We start from the raw sequence: 20528 nt of genomic DNA on the forward strand, positions 1-20528 counted from the left end.
GGCGCCGTGAGGCAAGCTGGTGAACGCACGATCACGCGACGCGGCCTGTTGCAGGGCACCCTCATCGCCGGTGCCGCCGCGGTCGCCCCGAGCTCGCTCGCGCGGGTGCGGGCCTCGGACGTCCAGGCCTACGCGGACGCCGACCTGGCGGCGCTCCATGCCCCGCCCCCCTACGGTGACCAGGAACACCACGTGTTCATGCACGGCGTGGCCTCGGGGGATCCGGTGCCGCACTCGGTCATCCTGTGGACCCGCGTGACGCCCTCGCCCGAGTGTGCGCCCGGTTCCGGGCGGGGCCCGGATGTGCTGCTGCGCTGGGAGGTGGCGCAGGACCCGGCGTTCACTCGGCTGGCCCGCGCCGGGACCGCCACCGCGCGCGCCGCGCAGGACCACACCGTCCACGTCGATCCCTTCGGCCTCGACCCGGACACGGTCTACCACTACCGTTTCACCGTCCTCGACGGGGAGCACGCGGGACGCATGTCACGCACCGGCCGGACGCGGACGGCGCCGGGGGAGGGGGCGGGCGTCGAGAAGCTCACTGTGGCGGTGTGTTCGTGCGCGAACTTCGAGGCGGGTTACTTTGCGGCGTATTCGGACATCGCGCGGCGGGCGGAGGCGGGGGAGATCGACATCGTCGTGCACATGGGCGACTACATCTACGAGTACGCCTCGGGGCACTACGCGGGGAAGTACGGGGTGGTGCGCCCGCACGTGCCCACGTGGGAGATCCGCACCCTGGCGGACTACCGCTCCCGCTACGGCCACTACCGCCGGGACGTCGAGCTGCAGGACGCCCACGCCGCCGCGCCGTGGGTGGTCACCTGGGATGATCATGAGATCGCCAATGATTCCTGGGCGGGCGGCGCGCAGGGCCACACCGTCTTCCACGGGGACTGGGGCAGTCGGCGGGACGCCGCCATGCAGGCCTACCTGGAATGGCTGCCCGTGCGCGGCGCGGCGCCCTCGCGCGGCGGACGCATCTACCGCACGCTTCGTTTCGGGCGGCTGGCCGAGCTGCACATGCTCGACCTGCGTTCCTACCGCAGCGCGCCGGGCATGATCCAGCCCGCCGCGCGCACCTCCCCGGACCGCACCATCATGGGGTCCGAGCAGTTCGAGTGGCTCGCCGGGCGCCTGGCCGCGGCGGACACGACGTGGAACCTCATCGGGACGTCGGTGATGATGGCCCCGCTCAACCTCGTCCACGTCGATGCCGGGCTGCGGCAGCAGCTCATGCAGATGGTCGGCCTCGACCTGGCCGGCACGCCCGTCAACGTCGACCAGTGGGACGGTTACGTCGCCGACCGGGAGCGGCTGCTCGATCAGTTGGCGGAGCAGCACCCGCACGGGCGCACCGTGTTCCTCACCGGCGACATCCACTCCGAATGGGCCAACCACATCTGGCACCGGGAGCGGATCGTCGCGGCGGAGCTGGTGTGCTCCTCGCTCACCGCCGCCAACGTCGACGAGTTCCTCGGTGAGGCGGCGGACAACCCGGTGTCCACGACCGCGGAGCGGCACGTCCTCGCCCACAACCCGCACATCAGCCACGTCGACCTCGACGCCCACGGCTACGCGCTGCTCACCGTCCGCCCGGAGCAGGTGAGCATGTCCTGGCAGCGCGTCGTGGACGTCACCGTCGCCGGCTCGCCCGTCGTCGCCGGGCCACAGCTGCGTTACGACGGCTCGCTGGTCACCGCCTGACCGCGTCTCGCCGAATGAACTCGGCCGCGCGCCGGGCCAACGGGTGGTCGAGGCGCACGGCGGCGTGCTCCCCGAGGACCGCATCCCAGTACCAGAGCATCTCCTCGTGGTAGTTGTGCCCGTGCCCGCCGGGGACCGCGAGGGAGTTGAGCTGGTCGAGGCCCACCTGCCAGCCAGACACGAAGGGGACCCAGCGCATGCCGTGGAAGACGTCGAGGCGCTGGGGGCGCGGGGCGGGCACCCCTCGGGAGCCGGGCTCGCGCAGCCAGTCCGGCTCCCGCCACACCAGGTCGCGGGAGAACCACACGATGGGGTCGGAGGCGTGCTGGGCGATGACCACCCGGGGATATGCCCAGCCCTCCGGGTAGGCGCGGCCGCGGTGATCCTGCCGCAGGTGCAGCGGGGTGGCGACGAAGCGCACGTGCCGACCCCCGCCGACGCGCGGGAGCCGCTCGGGGGAGCCGGTGTCGCGGGAGGCGCTGAGCTCGCGGATGAGGCGGGTAAAGTGGGGCGCGCCGGAGAGGAGCACGCCGTCGGTGCGGGCCAGCAGGTCGTCGAGATCCGCGAAGGCGGAGGCGGTGCCGTACGCGCCGAGGGACTCCCCCGCGACGTAGAGCCGGGGGCGGTCGGTGGGGTCCATCTGCTCCAGGCGGTCAAGGACGGCGGAGATGAGCGCCCGGGCGGCGCGCACCGGGGTGTCGCGGTCGACGACGTAGGCCACGGGGGAGGGCAGGTAGGAGTACTGCATGGCCAGCGTCGCGCAGTCGCCGCCGCTGAGGAACTCGACGGCGCCGACGGACCAGTCGGTGATCCAGCCGGTGCCGGCGGTGGTCTGGATGACGAGGGTGTCGCGTCGGAAAGCGCCGGTGCGGTCCATCTCCGCGAGGAGGAGACGGGCCGCGGCCTCCACGGAACGCCCCGGGACCAGCCCGACGTAGAGCCGGATGGGTTCGCGGACGACCTCGAGGCCGGTGACCTCGGCGATGTCCCGGGCCCGGGGGCCGAGGGAGAGCACCGCGCGGCCCTGCGAGCCCACCGCCGACCAGGGCTCCAGCGACCAGGGGGAGCCGGAACGCTCCGGCTCCCAGGGCATCATCGTCCCGGGGAACACCGCGGCGTTGAGGGAGGCCGCCTGCCGGGATATCCGGGCGAGGATACGGCGCACCAGCACCTGGTCGCTGAGCACCAGCGCCACCCAGGTCACACCCCCGGCCGCCAGCGGCCACGCCACCCACAGGGGCATCCAGCGGGAGAGGCGGGCGCCGAGCCGGTCGACGGAGACCTGGGCGGCGTCGCCCAGCAGCAGGAGGGCGCCGTAACCGGCGGTGCCCACGAGGCCGCCGACGAGCGCGTGGCTGCGGCCGCGCTTCTCCGCGCGCACCAGCCGGGCCTGTTGTTCCTGGCGGCGCAGGCTGAGCAGCGCGGCGGCGACGGTGATCCCGGCCAGGAGCGTGTGGCCAGTGCCGGCCCAGAACCAGGCGCGGGGCGACCAGCGGCGGCGCAGGGGGTAGGCCAGCGCGGTGCCCGCCAGGTGGCCCGCCCCCTGCACGATGGCGACATTGGCGGCGGTCACCCACCAGGGGCGCGGGAGTAGGGAGGGGGAGATGGCCCACCAGGTGGCCACCTCGGCTCCGAGGAGACCGGCCCCGAGGTTCGCCGGGAGCCGCCCGCGCCGGGCCATGCGCAGGCCGGGGATGAGGTCATTGACCACCTCGAGCCCGAAGGCCAGCCCTTTGAGCGCCCCGACGGCGACTGGGAGGAGGTGACGGCGCAGAACCCGCATGGTCGCTGATTCTGGCAGAGATTCGAAGGTGGCGCAGTACACACTGCATGTCCGATCGGAAAAGGCAATAATGGAGGTAGTCCCGAGCAGACCACCTCATCCAGACATGATCGGAAATACGGAGACCTCATGCGCACTGCAGTCGGAAACAAAGTCGTCCTCATCGGTGCCGGTGATGTCGGCGTCGCCTACGCCTACGCCCTGGTGAATCAAGGCACCGTCGACCACCTGGCCATCATCGACATCGACCAGAAGAAGCTCCGCGGCAACGTCATGGACCTCAACCACGGCGTGGTGTGGTCCAGCTCCCGCACCCGCGTCACCGAGGGCACCTACGCGGACTGCCGGGATGCGGCCCTCGTCGTCATCTGTGCCGGCGCCGCCCAGAAGCCGGGCGAGACGCGTCTGGAGCTGGTGGACAAGAACATGAAGATCATGAAGTCCATCACCGAGGAGGTCATGAGCAACGGCTTCGACGGCATCTTCCTCGTGGCCACCAACCCCGTGGACATCCTCACCTACGGCGTGTGGCGTTACTCGGGCCTCGACCACCACCAGGTCATCGGCTCCGGCACCGTGCTGGACTCCGCCCGCTACCGCTTCATGCTCGGCGAGATCGAGCGCACCTCCCCGACCTCCATCCACGCCTACATCATCGGCGAGCACGGTGACACCGAGCTGCCGGTCGTCTCCTCCGCCACCATCGCGGGCGTCACGCTCAACTCGCGGGTGGAGAATGAGCCCGGTTTCGCCGAGCGCATCGAGAAGATCTTCGAGGAGACCCGCGACGCCGCCTACGAGATCATCGACGCCAAGGGCTCCACCTCCTACGGCATCGGCATGGGTCTGGCGCGTATCACCAAGGCGATCATCCAGAACCAGGACGTCGCGCTGCCGGTCTCCGCCTATCTCGAGGGCGAGTACGGGGAGCACGACATCTACATCGGCACCCCGGCCATCATCAACCGCGCCGGTATCGCGCGCGCCGTGGAACTGCAGCTCAACGAGCACGAGCAGGAGCGCTTCGCCCACTCCGCCGCCACCCTGCGCGCCATCAAGGAGGAGTTCTTCCCCGCGGAGTGACTCGAGATGCCGAACCGCCCGGATGCAGGCACAATGTGAGGGTACTGACCAACCGAGCGGGAGGACAGCCGTGGAAGCCAGGCTGCAGGAACTGATCACCGAGGTCGACGGACTCATCGACGCCGTCCGGGCGGAGGAGTCACGGGTCGCGGCGGAGATCTCCCGGGTCGCCCCCAACCACCGGGACGGCGCGGTCAACCTCGTGCACTACGCCGAGCTGCGCCAGCATGACATCCGCACCGTGCAGGGTGGGCTCGCGTCCATCGGGGCGACCCGCTTATCGACGGCCGAGCCCGCCGTCCTCGCCCGCCTCCAGGCGGCCCGCAACGTGCTCTCCGCCTACAACGGCGAACCGCTCAAGTACACGGACGTCGAGGTCCGCGACGCTTTCGCGCTGGCCGACGACATCCTCGAGGACCACGCCACCGAACTCCTCGGCTACTCCTCCGAGGAGACGCACTCCCGCATCATGGTCACCCTGCCCACCGAGGCGGGCGAGGACCTCGACCTCGTCCGGGGTTTCGTCGCCGCCGGCATGGAGCTGGCCCGCATCAACTGCGCCCACGACGGGCCCGAGGTGTGGAAGCGCATGATCGACCATGTCCACACCGCCGCGGCCGAGTACGGCCGCGACATCAAGGTGGCCATGGACCTGGCCGGCCCGAAGGTGCGCACCGGGCGGATCGCCCCCGGCCCCGCAGTCGGCCGCGCCCGCGTCACCCGCCAGGACACCGGCCGGGTGCTCACCCCCGCGAAGATCTGGCTCACCCCCGACGACGCCCCCGACATCTCGATTCCCGCCGACCTGCCGGGCCGCCCGACGCTGCCGCTGCGCGTGGAACGGGAGTGGCTCGAGGCACTGGCCCCCGGCGATGAGATCAGCTTCCACGACAACCGCGACGCCAAGCGGAAGTTCGTGGTCACCCGCCAGGAGAACGGCGGGGTGCTGGCGGAAGGCCAGCGCAACGCGTACATCACCAACTCCACCCTGCTGGAGTCCGATTACACCAAGACGCGCGTGTCCGGCGTGCCCCCCACCGAGCAGAGGTTGCGCCTGCAACGCGGGGACACGCTCCTGCTCACCGACGACCCGGCCCCGGCCACCCCCGCGCCGGGCCGGACCCCGCGCATCAGCTGCACGCTGCCGGAGGCGGTGCGCGCCATCGAGGTCGGGCAGCGCGTGCTTTTCGACGACGGGTCGATCGCCGGGCGCGCCGTCGAGAAGCGCAGCGACGGTGAGTACACCGTGGTGGAGCTGCGGATCGACTACGCCGGCCCGAACGGCACCAACCTCGCCGCGTACAAGGGCATCAACCTGCCCGAGACGGTGCTGCCGCTGCCCAGCCTCACGGAGGAGGACATCGCGGCGTTCCGTTTCGTGGCGGAACACGGGGACATCGCCAACATCTCCTTCATCCGCGACACGGACGACGTCGCCTTCGTCCTGGACACCCTCGAGGAGATCGCCGCCGAATCCGCCGACCCGGAGCGGGTGCGTCGCCTGGGCATCGTGCTGAAGATCGAGACGATCCCCGCCTACGAGAACCTCTGCCCGGTGCTGCTCGCCGGTATGCGCCACCCCAACCTGGGCATCATGATCGCCCGCGGTGACCTGGCCGTCGAGCTCGGCTTCGACCGCATGGCCGAGGTCCCGCGCCTCATCGCCCAGATGGCGGAGGCCGCGCACGTGCCCGTCATCACGGCCACCCAGGTGCTCGAGAGCCTGGCCAAGTCCGGCCTGCCCACCCGCGCCGAGATCACCGACGCCGCCTACGCCCTGCGCTCCGAGGCCGTCATGCTCAACAAGGGGCCCCACATCACCGACGCCATCCGCATCCTGCACACCCTGTCCACCAAACTGGGGCGCTCGCAGCGAAAGAATCGGCAGATGTTGCGACAAATCGGCAGCTGGATGCCTGAGAATGACTAGATGGAGATCATTGCGCACCGCGGCTACTCCGCGAAATACCCCGAACTGACCGAGCTCGCCTTCGCGCGCGCCCTCGAGCTGCCGATCCACGGCGTGGAGTGCGACGTCCGCCTCAGCCGCGGCGGCGACATGGTCGTCCTCCACGACCCCATCATCGACCGAGTCGCCGACGGCCGCGGGCGCGTCTCCCGGATGACCCTGTCGGACCTGCGGGAACACAACTTCGGCACCGAGGAGCACCCGCAGAACGTGCTCACCCTTCACGAGCTGCTGGACATGATCGCGCCGACCGACAAACACCTCTACATCGAGACCAAGCACCCCTCCCGCTTCGGCCCGATGGTGGAGGAGCAGGTGGTGCGGACACTGCAGCACGCGGGGATGCTCGACGATCCCCGCATCCACGTCATCACCTTCTCCGCGGCAGCCGTGGTGCGCATGAAGCGACTGGCCCCGCAGGTCGACCGCTTTCACCTGCGCCGCAAGTACGAGCGCTGGGCGAACCCCATCGACGCGCACCCCGGGAAGCCGACCGGACTGGGGCTGTCGCTGCAGCGGGCTCGGAGGCGGCCGGACCTCATCGGGAAGCACGGGCTGCCGACGTACATGTGGACCGTCAATGAGCCCGCGGACATGCTGTGGGCGCGTGACAACGGTGTCGACCTCATGGCCACCGACGAGGTGTCGCTGGCGCTCGAGGTCCTCGGTTCCTCCTGAGGCATATCACCCGACGGATATCTCGCCATGAGTAGGCCGAGAGCCAGGCCCGCCGCCGGAAGGTTGCACTCGACCTACCCATGCCGTGCTCTGCCTAGGGTGATATGCCTTTCGGCAACCCGTCGCCGGGTATCTTTGACGCATGGCCAAGAAGAACAAGAAGAACGAGAACCTGCCCGAGGGTATGAGCCGCCGCCAGGCAAAGCTCGCCGCCCGCGCCGCCGAGCGCGCCGCCCTGGAGAAGGACGCCCGCCCCTACGCCGGCATCGGTGGGGAGGCGGACCTCATCGCCCTGCAGGAGTTCGTCCCCGCCGCCACCGCGAAGGTGGCCGTCGCCGGCACCGACCGCGACATCTACATCTCCACCGTCCTGCCCGGGGGCGCTGCCGCCCTGGTCCGTGAGGATGGCCAGGAGGCCTTCGTGGCCCTGCAGACCCGCATCCCCTCCCAGAACCCGGGCCGCGACCTCGCCTACGCTCTGGCCTGGGTGCGTGACGCCGCCGCCGGCGCCACCCTCGAGCAGGGTGTCGCCGATGGTTCCCAGCCGGCCCTGGGCGAACTCATCGCCGCCGACGCCGAACTGGACATCACCGAACACCAGGACTTCAACTGGTGGATGCCGGCCGGCACCCAGCTCGACCCGGTCACCGCGCAGGCCCTCCAGCAGGCCAACGACGCCGTCGTGGAGTCCCACCGCGTTGACACTGACATCCCCGGTGCCGTGTGGTGGGTCAACCCCGGCGGCGGCAAGGCGCACATCCGCTGGGTGCGTCCCGACGACAACGAGGACGGTCTGCTCAACGCCCTGGCGCGCGTCGCCGCCCGCGGCGAGCTCCACCTCGGTGAGGGCACGAAGTTCGCCGGTGTGTTCCGTACCCACGGCATCATCGTGCCCGTCTTCAATCTCGACCCGAGCGTCTCCCACGACTCCTACGGTGCCGAGCTGAACCGCGTGTCCGAGGCCGTCACCGCCGAGGTGTCCAACGATGAGCAGCTGAGCGCCGACGAACGCAAGCAGCTGCAGAACATCAAGTCCCGCCAGGTGACCATCCGTTAGTCATCCCAGCTCAGACGGTGAAAAGAGTGCGCAGCTGCGCACTCTTTTGCCTTGTCCACATCATGAAAGTTCCGGGCTCATCCACCTAACAGGCCAGGAACTGATCCAGGGTCACGATCGCGTCGTCGGAACCCATTATGATCTCGCCTGGCCGGAGAGCCAGAATTTGAGAGATGCGCGCCGAAGCCTGGCTTGCCTGCGCATTACCGTCAGCTACGAACGCGTTGACAATCAGAAGGAACTCCGGATCGGTGGGTAAGGGATTGCTCGCCTCCACCACGAACGGGGGCTGGACATCAAAATTGTCGATGGTGAATGGCTCGGACACTCCTTCGGCAGAACTCGCCATGAAGATCAGGCTGTTCTTTCCCTCGCCATTTTCGTATGTGATGGGACCAAGAACATAAACTTCATCAATGGGTAGCGTGCACGGCTGCACCATGATGCGGATGGTTCCGTCGTCCCCGAGTGTCAACCCGACTTGGCCCTCCACGGTCGTGTCGATGAGATTTCCGCAAGCCGTCATGGACACCGCAGTGAGGAGCGTCGACATTGCTATTCCGAGTGTGTGGCCTCTGTTTTTCATTGACGCGCTCATTCCTGAAAGAGGTGGGGTAAGCCCCTTTGTATTAGTGGGGCAGGAAGTGGTCGCGGCGATGCGTTTCAGGGGTGACACCTGAGACCTTAAATGTGCGACGGGAAGCGTGCGGGAGAATCTATATATGAGAGTGCTCGGCGTGCCCGGCTACCGCATCGACTCCCACAGCGCCTGCGCGCCCGCCTGGTCCCAGAGGACGACGTTGCCCACGGCGTAGTCGGCGAAACCGCCGACGGGCACAGTTTCGGTCTGCACACCGCTGCGCATGGCGAGGCCGACGCGCGCGAGGTTCCACACATGATCACCCTTGCCCACGGTGAAGGACTTGGCGGTGCTGCCGACGAGGGGGAAGAACTCGAGGGGATTGAGGAGGGTGTTGGGTGCGGTGGCTTCGTCGATAAGCGCGGCGAAGAAGGCACGCTGCCGGTCGACGCGGTCGAGATCACCCATCGGGGTGGCGCGGGTGCGCACGTAACCGAGGGAGGTGGCGCCGTCCATGGTCTGGCACCCGGCCTGGATATCGAGGTTGGCCAGCGGGTCGTTGATCGGTTCGGCGGGGCACAGTTCGACTCCGCCGATGGCGTCGACGACGTTGGCAAGGCCGCCCATCCCGATCTCCGCGTAGTGGTCGATACGCAGGCCGGTGGCGCTCTCCACGGTGGTGGTGAGCAGCTGCGGTCCGCCGTAGGTGAAGGCGGCGTTGATCTTGTCGTCGCCGTAGCCGGGGATGGTGACGTAGGAGTCGCGTGGCAGCGACACCAGCCGGGCCTGTCCGACGGTGGGGATGTGGAGCAGCATGATGGTGTCGGTGCGGCCGACGCCGAGATCGCCACCCGTGCCCAGGCGGGCGGCGTCCTCGTCGCTCAGGCCCTGCCGGGAATCCGAACCCACGAGCAGCCAGTTCGTTCCCGCGGTGTTGGCCACCCGTTGTTCGGGGAGCGCCTGCACGCGGTTGAGCTGGGCATCCGCCCACAGCAACATGGACAACCCCAGCACGACGATGATCGCCACCAGTGCGCCCACCGTCTTCAGCGGCCTGAAGGAACGCTTCTTCCTCCGACGCGGGGCGGGGGCGGGGGGCCGGTAGCTCGCCGGCGCGGGGCGGTACTGCGGCTCCTCCCGACGAGGTGGCATGTACTGCTGGGGTGCTGCTTCTCGACGCGGCGGTCGTTGCGGGGTACGCCGACGCACGGGCCGACCGTAGCGGTCGACCAGGGGTTTGCCGTCGCGCCCGAGCACATAGTCACCGGAATCGCGGGGATCGGAGGAACGGCCGGGCTGGCGGCGGGGCGGGTCCTGCCGCCGGCGGGGGTCACGTTCATGCATGGGGATAAGACTAATACCCGATCCCCAACCACGAGAGATCCCCGCCGATGGCTGCGTAGCCGACGAAGGCGACGGCGTCGATAAGAAAATGGGCGATGATGAGCGGCCAGATGCGGCCGGTCTTCCAGTAGAACCAGCCGTAGAGCAGACCCATGAGGATGTTGCCGAACCCGGCGGAGACCCCCTGGTAGAGGTGGTACGAACCGCGCAGCACGCTGGAGAACGCGAGCGCCGCCGGCAGCCCCCAGCCGAGTTGGCGCAGGCGGGTGAGCAGGTACATGACCACGACGATCTCCTCGCCCCACGCGTTGGCGAAGGACCAGGTGAGCAGGACGGGGATGTTGCCGGTCGTGGCGGGGATGACCTCGCGGGTGAGTCCCAGGTGCAGGGCGGTGGCGTAGAAGGCGAGTCCGGGGATGCCGATGATGCCGGCCAGGCCCGCTCCCCAGCCGAGGTCCGACCACCGGGGGCGGGGGAACTGCCCGGCCAGCAGATACAACGCCAGCGCGCCGTAGGCGAAGAGAGTGCCGGCGGAGGCCAGTTGCAGGCCGAAGTCGATCCACGGGGCGTTCGACAGGGGCTGGTGGAGGGTGATCTGCTGCTCGTTGAGGGGGCGGGAATCGTAGAGTGCGTCCGTGAGGCGCAGCAGTCCGCGCACCCCGGAGATGCCGAAGCTGACGGCCAGGACAATGAGGATCTCGGTCCACAGGCGTTGGCGGGTCACGGGTGCAGCTCCTGCGCGAGGGCGAGGAGTTCACCGTCGCTGAGGCGGATCGCGCCGAGGTGCACGCTGACGGGCCTCTCCCACGGCACCGACACGGCGGCCGCACCGGTCATGTTGAACAGCGATCCCCAGGGTGACCAGCAGGTCTGGGCGAGGAAGTTCTCCTCCGGGTCCAGCGCCGCGAAGTGCCCGATGGGGGGCGGATCGGTGGTGGTCATGGGGCTGAGCAGGGCATCAATGTGCCAGTGCGCGGCGAGGCGGTTCCCGAGGCGATCGGCGTGGCGGTTGGCCTGGTCGAGGCGGGTGCGGGTGACCGCGCGGCCGTGCGCACGCAGCCAGGCGACCAGCCCCTCCGCGGGCCCGGGCAGCCCGGCGAGCTGGGCGGTGAAGATGGTGCGGAAGGCCGCGAAAGTGACCGCGGCGTCCGGGTAGGGGTGGACCTCCACGACCTCGTGCCCGGCCGTGCGCAGGTGCTCGGCGGCCGCAGCCACCGCCCGCAGGTGGGCCTCGTCGACGGCGGTGTCGGCGAACAACGGCTCGGTGAGCACCCCGATGCGGCGGCGGCCGGGGCGGGGGGTGAGGTGGAGGAGGAAGGCGGCGTCGATAAGCGAGCGGGTGAGGAAACCCTGCGCGGCCAGGCGCGGGGCGGAGGGTTTGAACCCGACGACTCCACAGGCGGCGGCCGGCACGCGGATGGAACCGCCGCCGTCGGAGGCGTGGGCGGCGGGCACCAGGCCGCGGGCGACGAGCGCGGCGGCGCCCCCGGAAGAACCGGCCGGTGTTCTGCCTGGCCACAGGGGGTTGCTGGGGGAATCGAGGCCGGGAGGTTCGGTGTAGATCATCAGCCCCAGTTCCGCAGTGTGGGACTTGCCGGGGATGATCGCGCCCTGTTCCAGTAGCGCGGCGGGCAGCGTGTCGGTCGTCTCCGCGAGGCGGGTGCGGTGCGCCGAGCCGAAGGTGGTGGGCATGCCCGCGACGTCCGCGAGGTCCTTCACCGGCAGCAGCAGACCGTGGAGGCGGCCGCGCTCGACCTGCCGGTCGAGGCGCTGCGCGCGCTCATGCGCCTGTTCGAGAGCGAGGTGCGAGAAGCCGTCCCCGGGGGCGACGCGCGCGGCGAGACGCTCGACGGAGTCCGTCGCCGAGAGTTCGCCGGACCGCAGCTTATCGACGAGCTCAGGCACCGACATGGTCATGCGGACCAGAATACGACTGGATAGGCTGGCAGACATGACTGAGACCACCACCGTCGCCTACCTCGGCCCCGCGGGCACGTTCACCGAGGCCGCGCTCATCCGTTTCCAGGACGCCGGGGCCTTCGGGCCGGGCGAGGTGACCCCCCTGCCGGTGAACTCCCCCCGGGAGGCGCTCGACGCGGTGCGCGCCGGGCGGGCCGACTTCGCGTGCGTGGCCATCGAGAACTCCGTCGACGGGGCCGTGACCTCCACTTTTGATGCGCTGGTCGAGGCCGGGGGAGTGCAGGTCTATTACGAGCTGGAGATCGAGATCGCGTTCTCCATCATGCTGCGCCCCGGCATGGCACTGGAGGATGTGCAGACCTTTGCCACCCACCCTGTGGCGCATCAGCAGGTGCGCCAGTGGCTGGCCGCGCACATCCCGGGTGCCCGCTTCGTCCCCGCGTCCTCCAACGCGGCGGCTGCGGAGGCCGTCGCCGAGGGGCGCGTGGATGCCGCGGCCGCCCCCGACCGTGCCGCCGTCCTCTTCGGGCTCGACGTGGTGGCGCGCGATGTGGCCGACGTCGCCGGGGCCCGCACCCGCTTCGTCGTCGTCGGACCGCGTGGGGTGCCGACCCCGCGCACCGGCGCCGACCAGACCACCGTCGTGTTCACCCTCCCCAACGAACCCGGCACCCTGGTCGGCGCGCTCACCGAGTTCTCCCTGCGCGGCGTGGACATGAGCCGCATCGAGTCCCGCCCGACCCGCCGGGCCTTCGGCACCTACCACTTCTACGTGGATCTGGTCGGCCACATCGACGACGCCCCCGTCGCCGAGGCCCTCCGCGCCCTGTGGCTGCGCGCCGAGGACATCACCTACCTCGGTTCCTGGCCCGTGCCCCCGACCCCGGGACGCGTGGCCACCGACCTGAGCCGCCTCGACCGCGCCACCGACTGGGTCCGCGCCGCCCGGGAGGGACGGGCATGAGCGGCCGCCTCATCCTCCTGCGCCACGGCCAGACCCACAGCAACGTCGCCCGCAAACTGGACACCCGCCCGCCGGGGGCGGAACTCACCGACACCGGACGCAACCAGGCGTGGAATGTCGGCGTCGAACTCGTCGAGTACTGCCGGGCCGGCGGGGGCTCCCCGGGGCGCCTCGGCGCGGTGGTCTCCTCGGTGGCGCTGCGCGCCCAGCAGACCGCCCTGCTGGCGATGACCGCCTTCGAGCAGACCGCAGGCCTGCGGGAACGGGAGATGCTCATCGACGTCGAAGTCGGCCTCCACGAGATCTTCGCCGGCGACCACGAGATGCTCTCCGACGACGACTCCCACCGCTCCTACGCCACCGCCCTGCGGGGCTGGCTCGACGCCGACGCCGAGGCGCGCATCCCGGGCGGGGAGACCTATCTCGAACTCATGGACCGCTACCGGCCCGTCATGGAGAACCTCGCCCTCGCGCACCTGGCGGACGGGGCCGCGAAGGACGTCCTCGTGGTGAGCCACGGCGCGGCGATCCGCACCATGGCCGCGCACGCCGCCAGCGTCGACCCCGACTTCGCCTTCGCGGGGTACCTGGGCAACTGCCGCTTCATCGTGCTGGAGCCCGGCGACCGGCCTTTCGGGGAGTGGAAGCTGGTGCGCTGGGCGGACCTGATTCCCTGACATCACACCTTTGCTGACCTGGGGGAATGGGGGGCGTCGATAAGCGCGATGTCAGCTTTTCAGGACTATCCCCACCCGAGCCTCTCCAGGTCGTCCTCCTCGAGCCCGAAATAGTGCCCGACCTCGTGGAAGACGGTCACCTTCACCTGCTCCCGCAGGTCCGCCAGGGAGTGGGAATAGCGCTTGAGCGCCTCCTTATAGATGAAGATGGCGTCGGGCAGAAAACCGGTGTGGTGGTGCGTCCGGTCGGGCAGCGCGACCCCGACGTAGAGCCCCAGGTAGGTGGGGTGCTCGTCGTTGTAGTCCGCGACCTGGATGGCCACGTTGCGCAGTTGCCGGGCGAACTCGTCGGGGATCTGGTCGAGGGCGTCGTTGACCAGGTCGTCGAAATCCTCGTCGCTGATGTCGACCATCAGGGGGCCGGCTGCTCGCGGAGGGGGTTGCGCGGCGGCTGTTCGGCGGGCGGGTGGCCGTCGATGAGCAGGCCCTCGCGGGCGGTGCCGTTGAGGTTGGAGAAACCGCCCTCCGGGGTCGGGTGGAACAGAGAGCAGTTCACGGAGCGGGAGCCACCGATCCACGAGGCCTGCCCCAGCGTGCCCCAGTAGGGCTGCAGCGTGGACTGGTAGAGGGCCTCCTCGCCGCCGAGATGCTCGATGGCGGCCTGGGTGCACACGTCCTGCAGGTGGCGGTCCTGGTCCTCGATGCTCGGGGTGCCCTCGGGGAAGACGGGCGAGAGATCGACGATGGAGGTGGTCTCCAGCTGGTGGTTCTCCGCGCAGTCGACGGTGCGCAGGGAGCGGGAGTCATCGACGAAGACGCACTGCCCGGGCTGCGCCACAACGGCCTGGTCCTGCTCCGCGGCGGCCCCCGTGGTGAGCATGGGCACCCCGGCGGCGTCGGTGGACTGGATGCCGCAGAGCATGGTGCGGTCGCCGGCGGCCCAGGCCTCGGCGGGCGGGAGGATCGGGGCGATGGAGTAGCGGCCCACGGGGTCGAAGCGTCCGCCCAGGTAGCGCAGGGTCGGGGACTGGCACAGCTCCTCGCGCAGCTGGGCCTGGCGGGTGAGGTCGGGGATGGAGGCGGTGCGGCCGAACTCGGAGGAGGGGTAGGCGGCGAGGTTCTCCCGGGCGGAGATCTCGAAGCGGTGCTCCCCGGCGCAGGGGGCCTGCTGGAAGTTGCTCACCGTGCCGTCGGCGGCGATGTCCCAGGTGAGGCAGGCGCCGACATCGGCGGTGGTGAAGGGGGCGGACCCGTTGCCGTTCTCCCGCTTCTCGCCGCTCGCGGGGCCGGCGACGCTGCTCACGGGGGAGCCGTCGCCGGTGGTGGTCTCGGAGAAGAAACCGTAGGAGCCGACGGCCACGGCGGCGGCGAGTGCCGCCACCAGGCCGGTGCGCACAGCTGCCGCGGATCGGGCGGTGGATGTCCTCATAGTGTCCCTATTCTGCCCCTCGGGTGTATCGAAAATCTAGTTACCGGCGCGTGTCACGCGCGTGTTCAGCCGGTAGCGGTCGGTGCGGTAGACGGAGGAGCACCACTCCACGGGCAGCGCCCCGGAACGGGAGAAACGCACGATGTGCAGCAGCGCGGTGCCGGGTGCGATGTCGAGGAGCGCGGCCTGCTGCTCGTCGGCGCCGACGGCCGTGACCACCTGATCGGCCTCGGTGACGGGCACGCGGTAATGGTTCTCCAGGATGGAGTAGACGGAGTTGTAGACGTCGTTCTCCAGCAGATCGGGCACGTGCTCGGCGTTGTACCAGCCGTCGTCGATGGAGTAGGGCTGGCCGTCGCCGAGGCGCAGGCGGCGCAGGTGGGTGTGCAGGGTGGCGGGGGCCGAGCCGAAGAAGTCCAGGACCGGGGAGGGCGCGGGTGCGCGCTCGGAGAGCAGGATCTTCGACGTCGCCGTGACGTCCTGCGCCTTCATCTCGGAGCTGAAGGAGGCCAGGTGCAGGCGGGAGACCAGCGGGTTCGGGGCGACGAAGGTGCCTTTGCCGCGGGCTCGCCGGAGGCGGCCGCTGGCCACCAGGTCCCCGATCGCGCGGCGCACCGTGATGCGGGAGACCCCGTAGGTCTCCTCGAGGACACGCTCGCCGGGGAGCAGGTCGCCGGGGTGGAGTTGGGTGGTGCACATCTCCTCGAGGATCGCCCGCAGCTGCGCGTGCTTGGGCTTCGGCCCGTCCGTGATGACGGTGGCGGGCAACTGAGGGTCGGGGGCAGCAGCCATGTAGTCAATACTAGTCCGGTGGTTATGACCAGTGCAGGGTAATGGGGTTGCGATCGGGGCGACCGGCAGGTGGGCGCGGTAGGCTCGGATGCGTGATTGATCTTAAATTCCTCCGCGAGAACCCCGACGTCGTCCGAGCTTCCCAGGTGACGCGGGGTGAGGACCCGGCGCTCGTCGATAAGCTGCTGTCCGCCGACGAAGAACGGCGCGCGGCGATCTCCGCGGCCGATACGCTGCGCGGTGAGCAGAAGGCCTTCGGCAAGAAGATTGGACAAGCGGCCCCGGAGGACCGCCCGGCCCTGCTGGCGGGCTCCAACGAGCTGAAGGCCCAGGTCAAGGAGTCCGAGGAGGCGGAGAAAGCGGCGGAGGCGGCCGTGCAGGAGCTGCAGATGCAGCTGTCCAACGTCGTCGAGGGTGCGCCGGCCGGCGGGGAGGACGACTTCGTCATCCTCGAGCACGTCGGTGAGCCGCGCGAGTTCGACTTCGCCCCCAAGGATCACCTGGAGCTGGGCACGTCCCTCGGTCTCATCGACATGGAACGCGGCACCAAGGTCGGCGGCGCGCGTTTCTACTACCTCACCGGTGACGGCGCCTTCCTGCAGCTGGGCATGATGATGCTCGCGGCGCAGAAGGCCCGCGCGGCCGGTTTCCAGCTCATGATCCCGCCGGTGCTGGTGCGCCCGGAGATCATGGCGGGTACAGGCTTCCTCGGCGACCACGCGGAGGAGATCTACTACCTCGAGCGCGACGACCTCTACCTCGTCGGCACCTCCGAGGTCGCGCTGGCCGGCTACCACAAGGACGAGATCATCGACCTCTCGCAGGGGCCGGTGAAGTACACGGGCTGGTCCTCCTGCTTCCGTCGTGAGGCGGGCTCCTACGGCAAGGACACCCGCGGCATCATCCGCGTCCACCAGTTCGACAAGCTGGAGATGTTCGTCTACTGCAAGCCCGAGGACGCCGTCGCCCAGCACCAGGCGCTGCTCGACATGGAGCGCGACATGCTCTCCGCCGTCGAGGTGCCCTACCGCATCATCGACATCGCCGGCGGCGACCTCGGCCAGTCCGCAGCCCGCAAGTTCGACACGGAGGCGTGGATCCCCACCCAGGGCACCTACCGCGAGCTGACGTCGACCTCGAACTGCACCACCTTCCAGGGCCGCCGCCTGCAGACCCGCTACCGGGACGAGAACGGCAAGGCGCAGATCGCCGCGACCCTCAACGGCACGCTGGCCACCACCCGCTGGCTCGTCGCCATCCTGGAGAACAACCAGCAGGCCGACGGTTCCGTCGTGGTTCCGGAGGCGCTGCGCCCGTTCGTGGGCAAGGATGTACTCGAACCGAAGAAGTAGGGGAGTGATCATGGCCAAGCGACCGTTCACCAAGCGCCGGGGCTTCTACGTCCCGCGCGAGCTGCCCGAGGTCCCCGACCACCCGGTCGAGGCCCGGGAGCGTCCGTACAACACCATCATCATCCCGCTCGTCCGCGGCCTGATGAAGGCCCAGGGCATCCGGTTGACCGTCTTCGGCGCCGAGAACATCCCGCTCGACGGCCCGGGACTGCTGGCGAGCAACCACACCGGCTACTACGACTTCATCTTCGGCGGTATCCCCGCGCACCTGCGCGGTCGACGCCTGGTGCGGTTCATGTCGAAGAAGGAGATTTTCGACGCCCCCGTCATCGGCCCCCTCATGCGGGCCATGAAGCACCTCCCGGTCGACCGCGCCGCCGGCGCCGCCTCGCTGGTGGAGGCCGTCGAGCGCCTCCGCGCCGGGGAGCTGGTGGGCATCTTCCCGGAGGCGACGATCTCGCGTTCCTTCGAGCTCAAGGAGTTCAAGAACGGTGCGGCCCGCATCGCCGCCGAGGCCGGCGCCCCGCTCATCCCCATGGCCATCTGGGGTTCGCAGCGCATCTGGACGAAGGGCCACCCCAAGCGCCTCGGACGCAGCAACACCCCCGTGTTCATCCGCGTCGGGGAGCCCATCGACCCCAGCGGTGACCCGGATGTGGCGATCGAGCGCCTCAAGGTCGCCATGCAGCAGCTCCTCGACCGCGTCCAGGACGACTACAACCGGGCCTACGGCCCGTTCCCGGCCGGCGAATTCTGGATCCCCACCGAGGACGGCGGCTCCGCCCCCACGCTTATCGACGCCCGCCGGATCGACACCGAAGCCAAGGCCGAGAAAGCCGCCAAGGCGGCCGTGAAACTGGACAAGAGGGCCGACGCCAAGCTCGGCAACGCACGCTCCTTCATTGACAAGGTGAAGGAAAAACTCAGGAGATAAACACCATGGAAAGTCCGGCACCGAAGCTGGTGGCCAGCGATGTCGACGGCACCATCATCACCTCGCAGGAGCGCATCCTCCCGCGGGTCCGGGACGTCATCGTCCGTGCTGTGCAGGCCGGCACCGAGGTCGCCCTGGCGACGGGGCGCCCGCACCGGTGGATTTTCCCCGTCCTGGACCAGCTGCCCATCCGCCCGGTGTGCGTCACCGCCAACGGCGCGGTGGTCTACGACTCCGCCAACGACCAGGTCATCGCCTCCCACACCCTGACCCCGGAAACCATGGCCGAGGTCGTCGACCTGGCGAAAGAGGCGTTCCACGACGTGGGCGGCGTGAGCGTCGGCTGCGAACGGGTCGGCCGATCCGCCTTCGACCCGGAGGAGGAGATGTTCGTGGTCACGCCCGATTTCCTCCACACCTGGGAGGAGCAGGCCTTCGGCGTGCTCCCCGAACACGAGGTGATCAGCCAGCCGGCGGTGAAGATGATCCTGCGCCACGAAGGTTTGAGCGCGCCGGAGATGTTCGACCTGCTCACCCCCTACCTTGACCCGGATGTCGCGCACGTGACGTTCTCCATGAACGAGGGGCTGCTCGAGATCGCCGCTCCCGGGGTGACCAAGGCGCTGGGCGTGTCGACGCTCGCCGCCATGCACGGGATCGACCAGCGTGACGTCATCGCCTTCGGGGACATGCCCAACGACATCGAGATGCTCGCCTGGGCCGGCATCGGGGTCGCCATGGGCAACGCCCGCGACTCCGTCAAGGACGTCGCCGACATGGTCACCGGAACCAACGACGAGGCCGGCCTGGCGCAGGTCCTGGAACGGTGGTTCTGAAGCGCTACGTCGCGGCGATCGACCAGGGCACGACGTCGACCCGCTGCGTCATTGTCGATGCCGCAGGTCAGGTGGTGTCCTCTGCGCAGTACGAGCACCGGCAGATCATGCCGCGCCAGGGGTGGGTGGAGCACGATCCCCGGGAGATCCTGGAGAACACCCGCCGGGCCATAGCTGCGGTATCCCGGGAGGACATCGTCGCGTGGGGGATCACCAACCAGCAGGAGACCGCGGTCGTCTGGGAGAAGGCGACCGGGCGGCCGATCCACAACGCCATCGTGTGGCAGGACACCCGCACGTCGTCCATCGCCGGGGACGATGCGCGGCGGTGGATGAGTCGGACGGGCCTATTGGCGAACTCCTATCCGGCGGGCCCGAAGATCGCGTGGATCCTCGAGCACGCCGACGGAGAAGGGGAGCTGCTGGCGGGCACCATGGACACGTGGCTGCTGTGGAACCTCACGGACGGGAACGTGCACGCCACGGACGTGACGAATGCCTCGCGCACGCTGCTCATGGATCTGCGCACCTGCCAGTGGGATGAGGAGCTGTGCGAGGAGATCGGGGTGCCGCTGTCGGTCCTGCCTGAGATCCGTCCCTCCCTCGGGGATTTCGGCACCATTGACGGGGTGCCGGTGACGGGCCTGCTCGGGGACCAGCAGGCGGCCATGCTGGGGCAGGGGTGCTTCGAGGTCGGCGATGCCAAGAACACCTACGGCACGGGGTTGTTCATGCTGCTCAACGTCGGGGAGGAGCCGCAGTTCTCCGAGCATGGCCTGTTGTCGACGGTGCTCTATCAGCGCGCGGGTGAGAAGCCGGTGTACGCGTTGGAGGGTTCGGTGGCGGTCGGTGGGTCCCTGGTGCAGTGGCTGCGGGATCAGCTGGGGATCATCCGTTCCGCGCGGGAGCTGGAGGAGATCGCGGCGGAGGACAACGGGGGAGTGGTCATCGTGCCGGCGTTCTCGGGGTTGTTCGCTCCGCGCTGGCGCCCCGATGCCCGCGGTGTCATCGTCGGGCTCACCCCGACGGCGGATCGCACGCACATCGCCCGGGCGGCCCTGGAGGCCACCGCCCTGCAGGCCCGCGAGGTGGTCGAGGCGATGGTGGCGGACTCCGGCATTGAGTTGTCGAGCCTGCGTGTCGACGGCGGCATGACCGCCAATGACACCCTCATGCAGTTGCAGGCAGATGTCCTGGGCTGCGAGGTGGTGCGTCCGGTGAACATTGAGACCACCGCCCTCGGCGCGGCCTTCGCCGCCGGGCTCCACGCCGGGGTGTGGTCCTCCCCCGCGGAGATCCGCTCCCTCCTCCACGAAGATCGGCGATGGTCACCCCGTTGGCCGGAGGCGCGTCGTCGGGCGCTGGTGGAGCAGTGGAACCGCGCGGTGGAGAGGTCACTGGGGTGGACGTGGCAGGATTGAGC

Annotated in this window: 19 protein-coding genes; 11 read left to right on the plus strand and 8 right to left on the minus strand. The window is 69.5% G+C overall.

Annotated features, from left to right (window positions below; all coding sequences use genetic code 11):
* The first annotated feature begins 6 nt into the window (after positions 1–6).
* Complete coding sequence (locus ACFPUZ_RS07640) at positions 7–1707, plus strand: alkaline phosphatase D family protein (RefSeq protein ID WP_377001253.1); 1701 nt, start codon at positions 7–9, stop codon at positions 1705–1707.
* On the opposite strand, the gene ACFPUZ_RS07645 is transcribed toward ACFPUZ_RS07640, so the two are convergent.
* The gene (locus ACFPUZ_RS07645; protein ID WP_377001254.1) at positions 1697–3490 is read right to left on the minus strand and encodes an alpha/beta-hydrolase family protein; all 1794 of its coding nucleotides are present in this window, start codon (positions 3488–3490) and stop codon (positions 1697–1699) included. The two genes, ACFPUZ_RS07640 and ACFPUZ_RS07645, sit on opposite strands and share 11 nt — an antisense overlap.
* Positions 3491–3619: 129 nt before the next feature.
* Here ACFPUZ_RS07645 and ACFPUZ_RS07650 point away from each other — a divergent pair, with 129 nt between their 5' ends.
* The 4 genes from ACFPUZ_RS07650 (at position 3620) to ACFPUZ_RS07665 (ending at position 8277) form a co-directional block, all read left to right on the plus strand.
* Entirely contained in the window at positions 3620–4573 is a 954-nt protein-coding gene (locus ACFPUZ_RS07650) for an L-lactate dehydrogenase (protein ID WP_377001256.1), read from the plus strand.
* A 22-nt stretch (positions 4574–4595) separates the two neighbouring features.
* Positions 4596–6503, plus strand: a complete 1908-nt coding sequence (locus tag ACFPUZ_RS07655) for a pyruvate kinase (protein WP_377001257.1) — start codon at positions 4596–4598, stop codon at positions 6501–6503.
* Positions 6504–7220 carry a glycerophosphodiester phosphodiesterase family protein gene (locus ACFPUZ_RS07660; protein WP_377001258.1) on the plus strand — a complete coding sequence of 239 codons (717 nt, stop codon included), beginning with the start codon at positions 6504–6506 and terminating at the stop codon, positions 7218–7220. It begins immediately after the preceding gene.
* A 142-nt stretch (positions 7221–7362) separates the two neighbouring features.
* Positions 7363–8277 carry a DUF5926 family protein gene (locus ACFPUZ_RS07665; RefSeq protein WP_377001260.1) on the plus strand — a complete coding sequence of 305 codons (915 nt, stop codon included), beginning with the start codon at positions 7363–7365 and terminating at the stop codon, positions 8275–8277.
* An 85-nt stretch (positions 8278–8362) separates the two neighbouring features.
* Here the strand turns inward: ACFPUZ_RS07665 and ACFPUZ_RS07670 are convergent, their stop codons facing one another.
* The 4 genes from ACFPUZ_RS07670 to ACFPUZ_RS07685 all read right to left on the minus strand — a co-directional run bounded on the left by ACFPUZ_RS07670 (position 8363) and on the right by ACFPUZ_RS07685 (position 12112).
* On the minus strand, positions 8363–8830 hold the full coding sequence (locus tag ACFPUZ_RS07670) for a hypothetical protein (RefSeq protein ID WP_377001261.1): 468 nt from the start codon (positions 8828–8830) through the stop codon (positions 8363–8365).
* A gap of 192 nt (positions 8831–9022) precedes the next feature.
* Positions 9023–10201: an LCP family protein gene (locus ACFPUZ_RS07675; RefSeq protein WP_377001262.1), complete on the minus strand. Its 1179-nt coding sequence runs from the start codon at positions 10199–10201 to the stop codon at positions 9023–9025.
* Between the two features lie 10 nt (positions 10202–10211).
* Positions 10212–10925, minus strand: a complete 714-nt coding sequence (locus ACFPUZ_RS07680) for a CPBP family intramembrane glutamic endopeptidase (protein ID WP_377001264.1) — start codon at positions 10923–10925, stop codon at positions 10212–10214.
* Positions 10922–12112, minus strand: a complete 1191-nt coding sequence (locus ACFPUZ_RS07685) for an amidase (RefSeq protein ID WP_377001437.1) — start codon at positions 12110–12112, stop codon at positions 10922–10924. The genes ACFPUZ_RS07680 and ACFPUZ_RS07685 overlap by 4 nt, the downstream gene beginning before the upstream one ends.
* A gap of 40 nt (positions 12113–12152) precedes the next feature.
* Here ACFPUZ_RS07685 and pheA point away from each other — a divergent pair, with 40 nt between their 5' ends.
* Positions 12153–13085, plus strand: coding sequence for a prephenate dehydratase (pheA, locus tag ACFPUZ_RS07690; RefSeq protein WP_377001265.1), 933 nt, complete (start codon positions 12153–12155; stop codon positions 13083–13085).
* Positions 13082–13762 carry a histidine phosphatase family protein gene (locus ACFPUZ_RS07695; protein ID WP_377001267.1) on the plus strand — a complete coding sequence of 227 codons (681 nt, stop codon included), beginning with the start codon at positions 13082–13084 and terminating at the stop codon, positions 13760–13762. Before pheA ends, ACFPUZ_RS07695 begins: the two co-directional genes overlap by 4 nt.
* A 65-nt stretch (positions 13763–13827) precedes the next feature.
* Here ACFPUZ_RS07695 and ACFPUZ_RS07700 read toward each other — a convergent pair whose 3' ends face one another.
* Genes ACFPUZ_RS07700 through ACFPUZ_RS07710 form a run of 3 tightly spaced genes read right to left on the minus strand, consistent with a single transcriptional unit; the run spans position 13828 to position 15983 of the window.
* Entirely contained in the window at positions 13828–14175 is a 348-nt protein-coding gene (locus ACFPUZ_RS07700) for a metallopeptidase family protein (RefSeq protein WP_377001268.1), read from the minus strand.
* Positions 14175–15191 carry a septum formation family protein gene (locus ACFPUZ_RS07705; RefSeq protein WP_377001270.1) on the minus strand — a complete coding sequence of 339 codons (1017 nt, stop codon included), beginning with the start codon at positions 15189–15191 and terminating at the stop codon, positions 14175–14177. Before ACFPUZ_RS07705 ends, ACFPUZ_RS07700 begins: the two co-directional genes overlap by 1 nt.
* Before the next feature lie 36 nt (positions 15192–15227).
* The gene (locus ACFPUZ_RS07710; RefSeq protein ID WP_377001271.1) at positions 15228–15983 is read right to left on the minus strand and encodes a GntR family transcriptional regulator; all 756 of its coding nucleotides are present in this window, start codon (positions 15981–15983) and stop codon (positions 15228–15230) included.
* A 92-nt stretch (positions 15984–16075) separates the two neighbouring features.
* Between ACFPUZ_RS07710 and serS the strand changes: the two genes are divergently transcribed.
* From serS to glpK, 4 genes are read left to right on the plus strand one after another with little or no spacing between them, the layout of a single operon-like run.
* The gene (gene serS, locus ACFPUZ_RS07715; RefSeq protein WP_377001273.1) at positions 16076–17335 is read left to right on the plus strand and encodes a serine--tRNA ligase; all 1260 of its coding nucleotides are present in this window, start codon (positions 16076–16078) and stop codon (positions 17333–17335) included.
* A 10-nt stretch (positions 17336–17345) separates the two neighbouring features.
* A complete protein-coding gene (locus tag ACFPUZ_RS07720) occupies positions 17346–18269 on the plus strand; it encodes a lysophospholipid acyltransferase family protein (protein WP_377001275.1) in 924 nt (307 codons plus the stop codon).
* A gap of 5 nt (positions 18270–18274) precedes the next feature.
* Positions 18275–19105, plus strand: a complete 831-nt coding sequence (locus ACFPUZ_RS07725) for an HAD family hydrolase (protein WP_377001276.1) — start codon at positions 18275–18277, stop codon at positions 19103–19105.
* The gene (gene glpK / locus ACFPUZ_RS07730; protein WP_377001277.1) at positions 19096–20526 is read left to right on the plus strand and encodes a glycerol kinase GlpK; all 1431 of its coding nucleotides are present in this window, start codon (positions 19096–19098) and stop codon (positions 20524–20526) included. Before ACFPUZ_RS07725 ends, glpK begins: the two co-directional genes overlap by 10 nt.
* Positions 20527–20528 lie beyond the last annotated feature (2 nt).

The sequence above is a fragment of the Corynebacterium nasicanis genome (assembly GCF_042658165.1).
GTDB lineage: Bacteria > Actinomycetota > Actinomycetes > Mycobacteriales > Mycobacteriaceae > Corynebacterium > Corynebacterium nasicanis.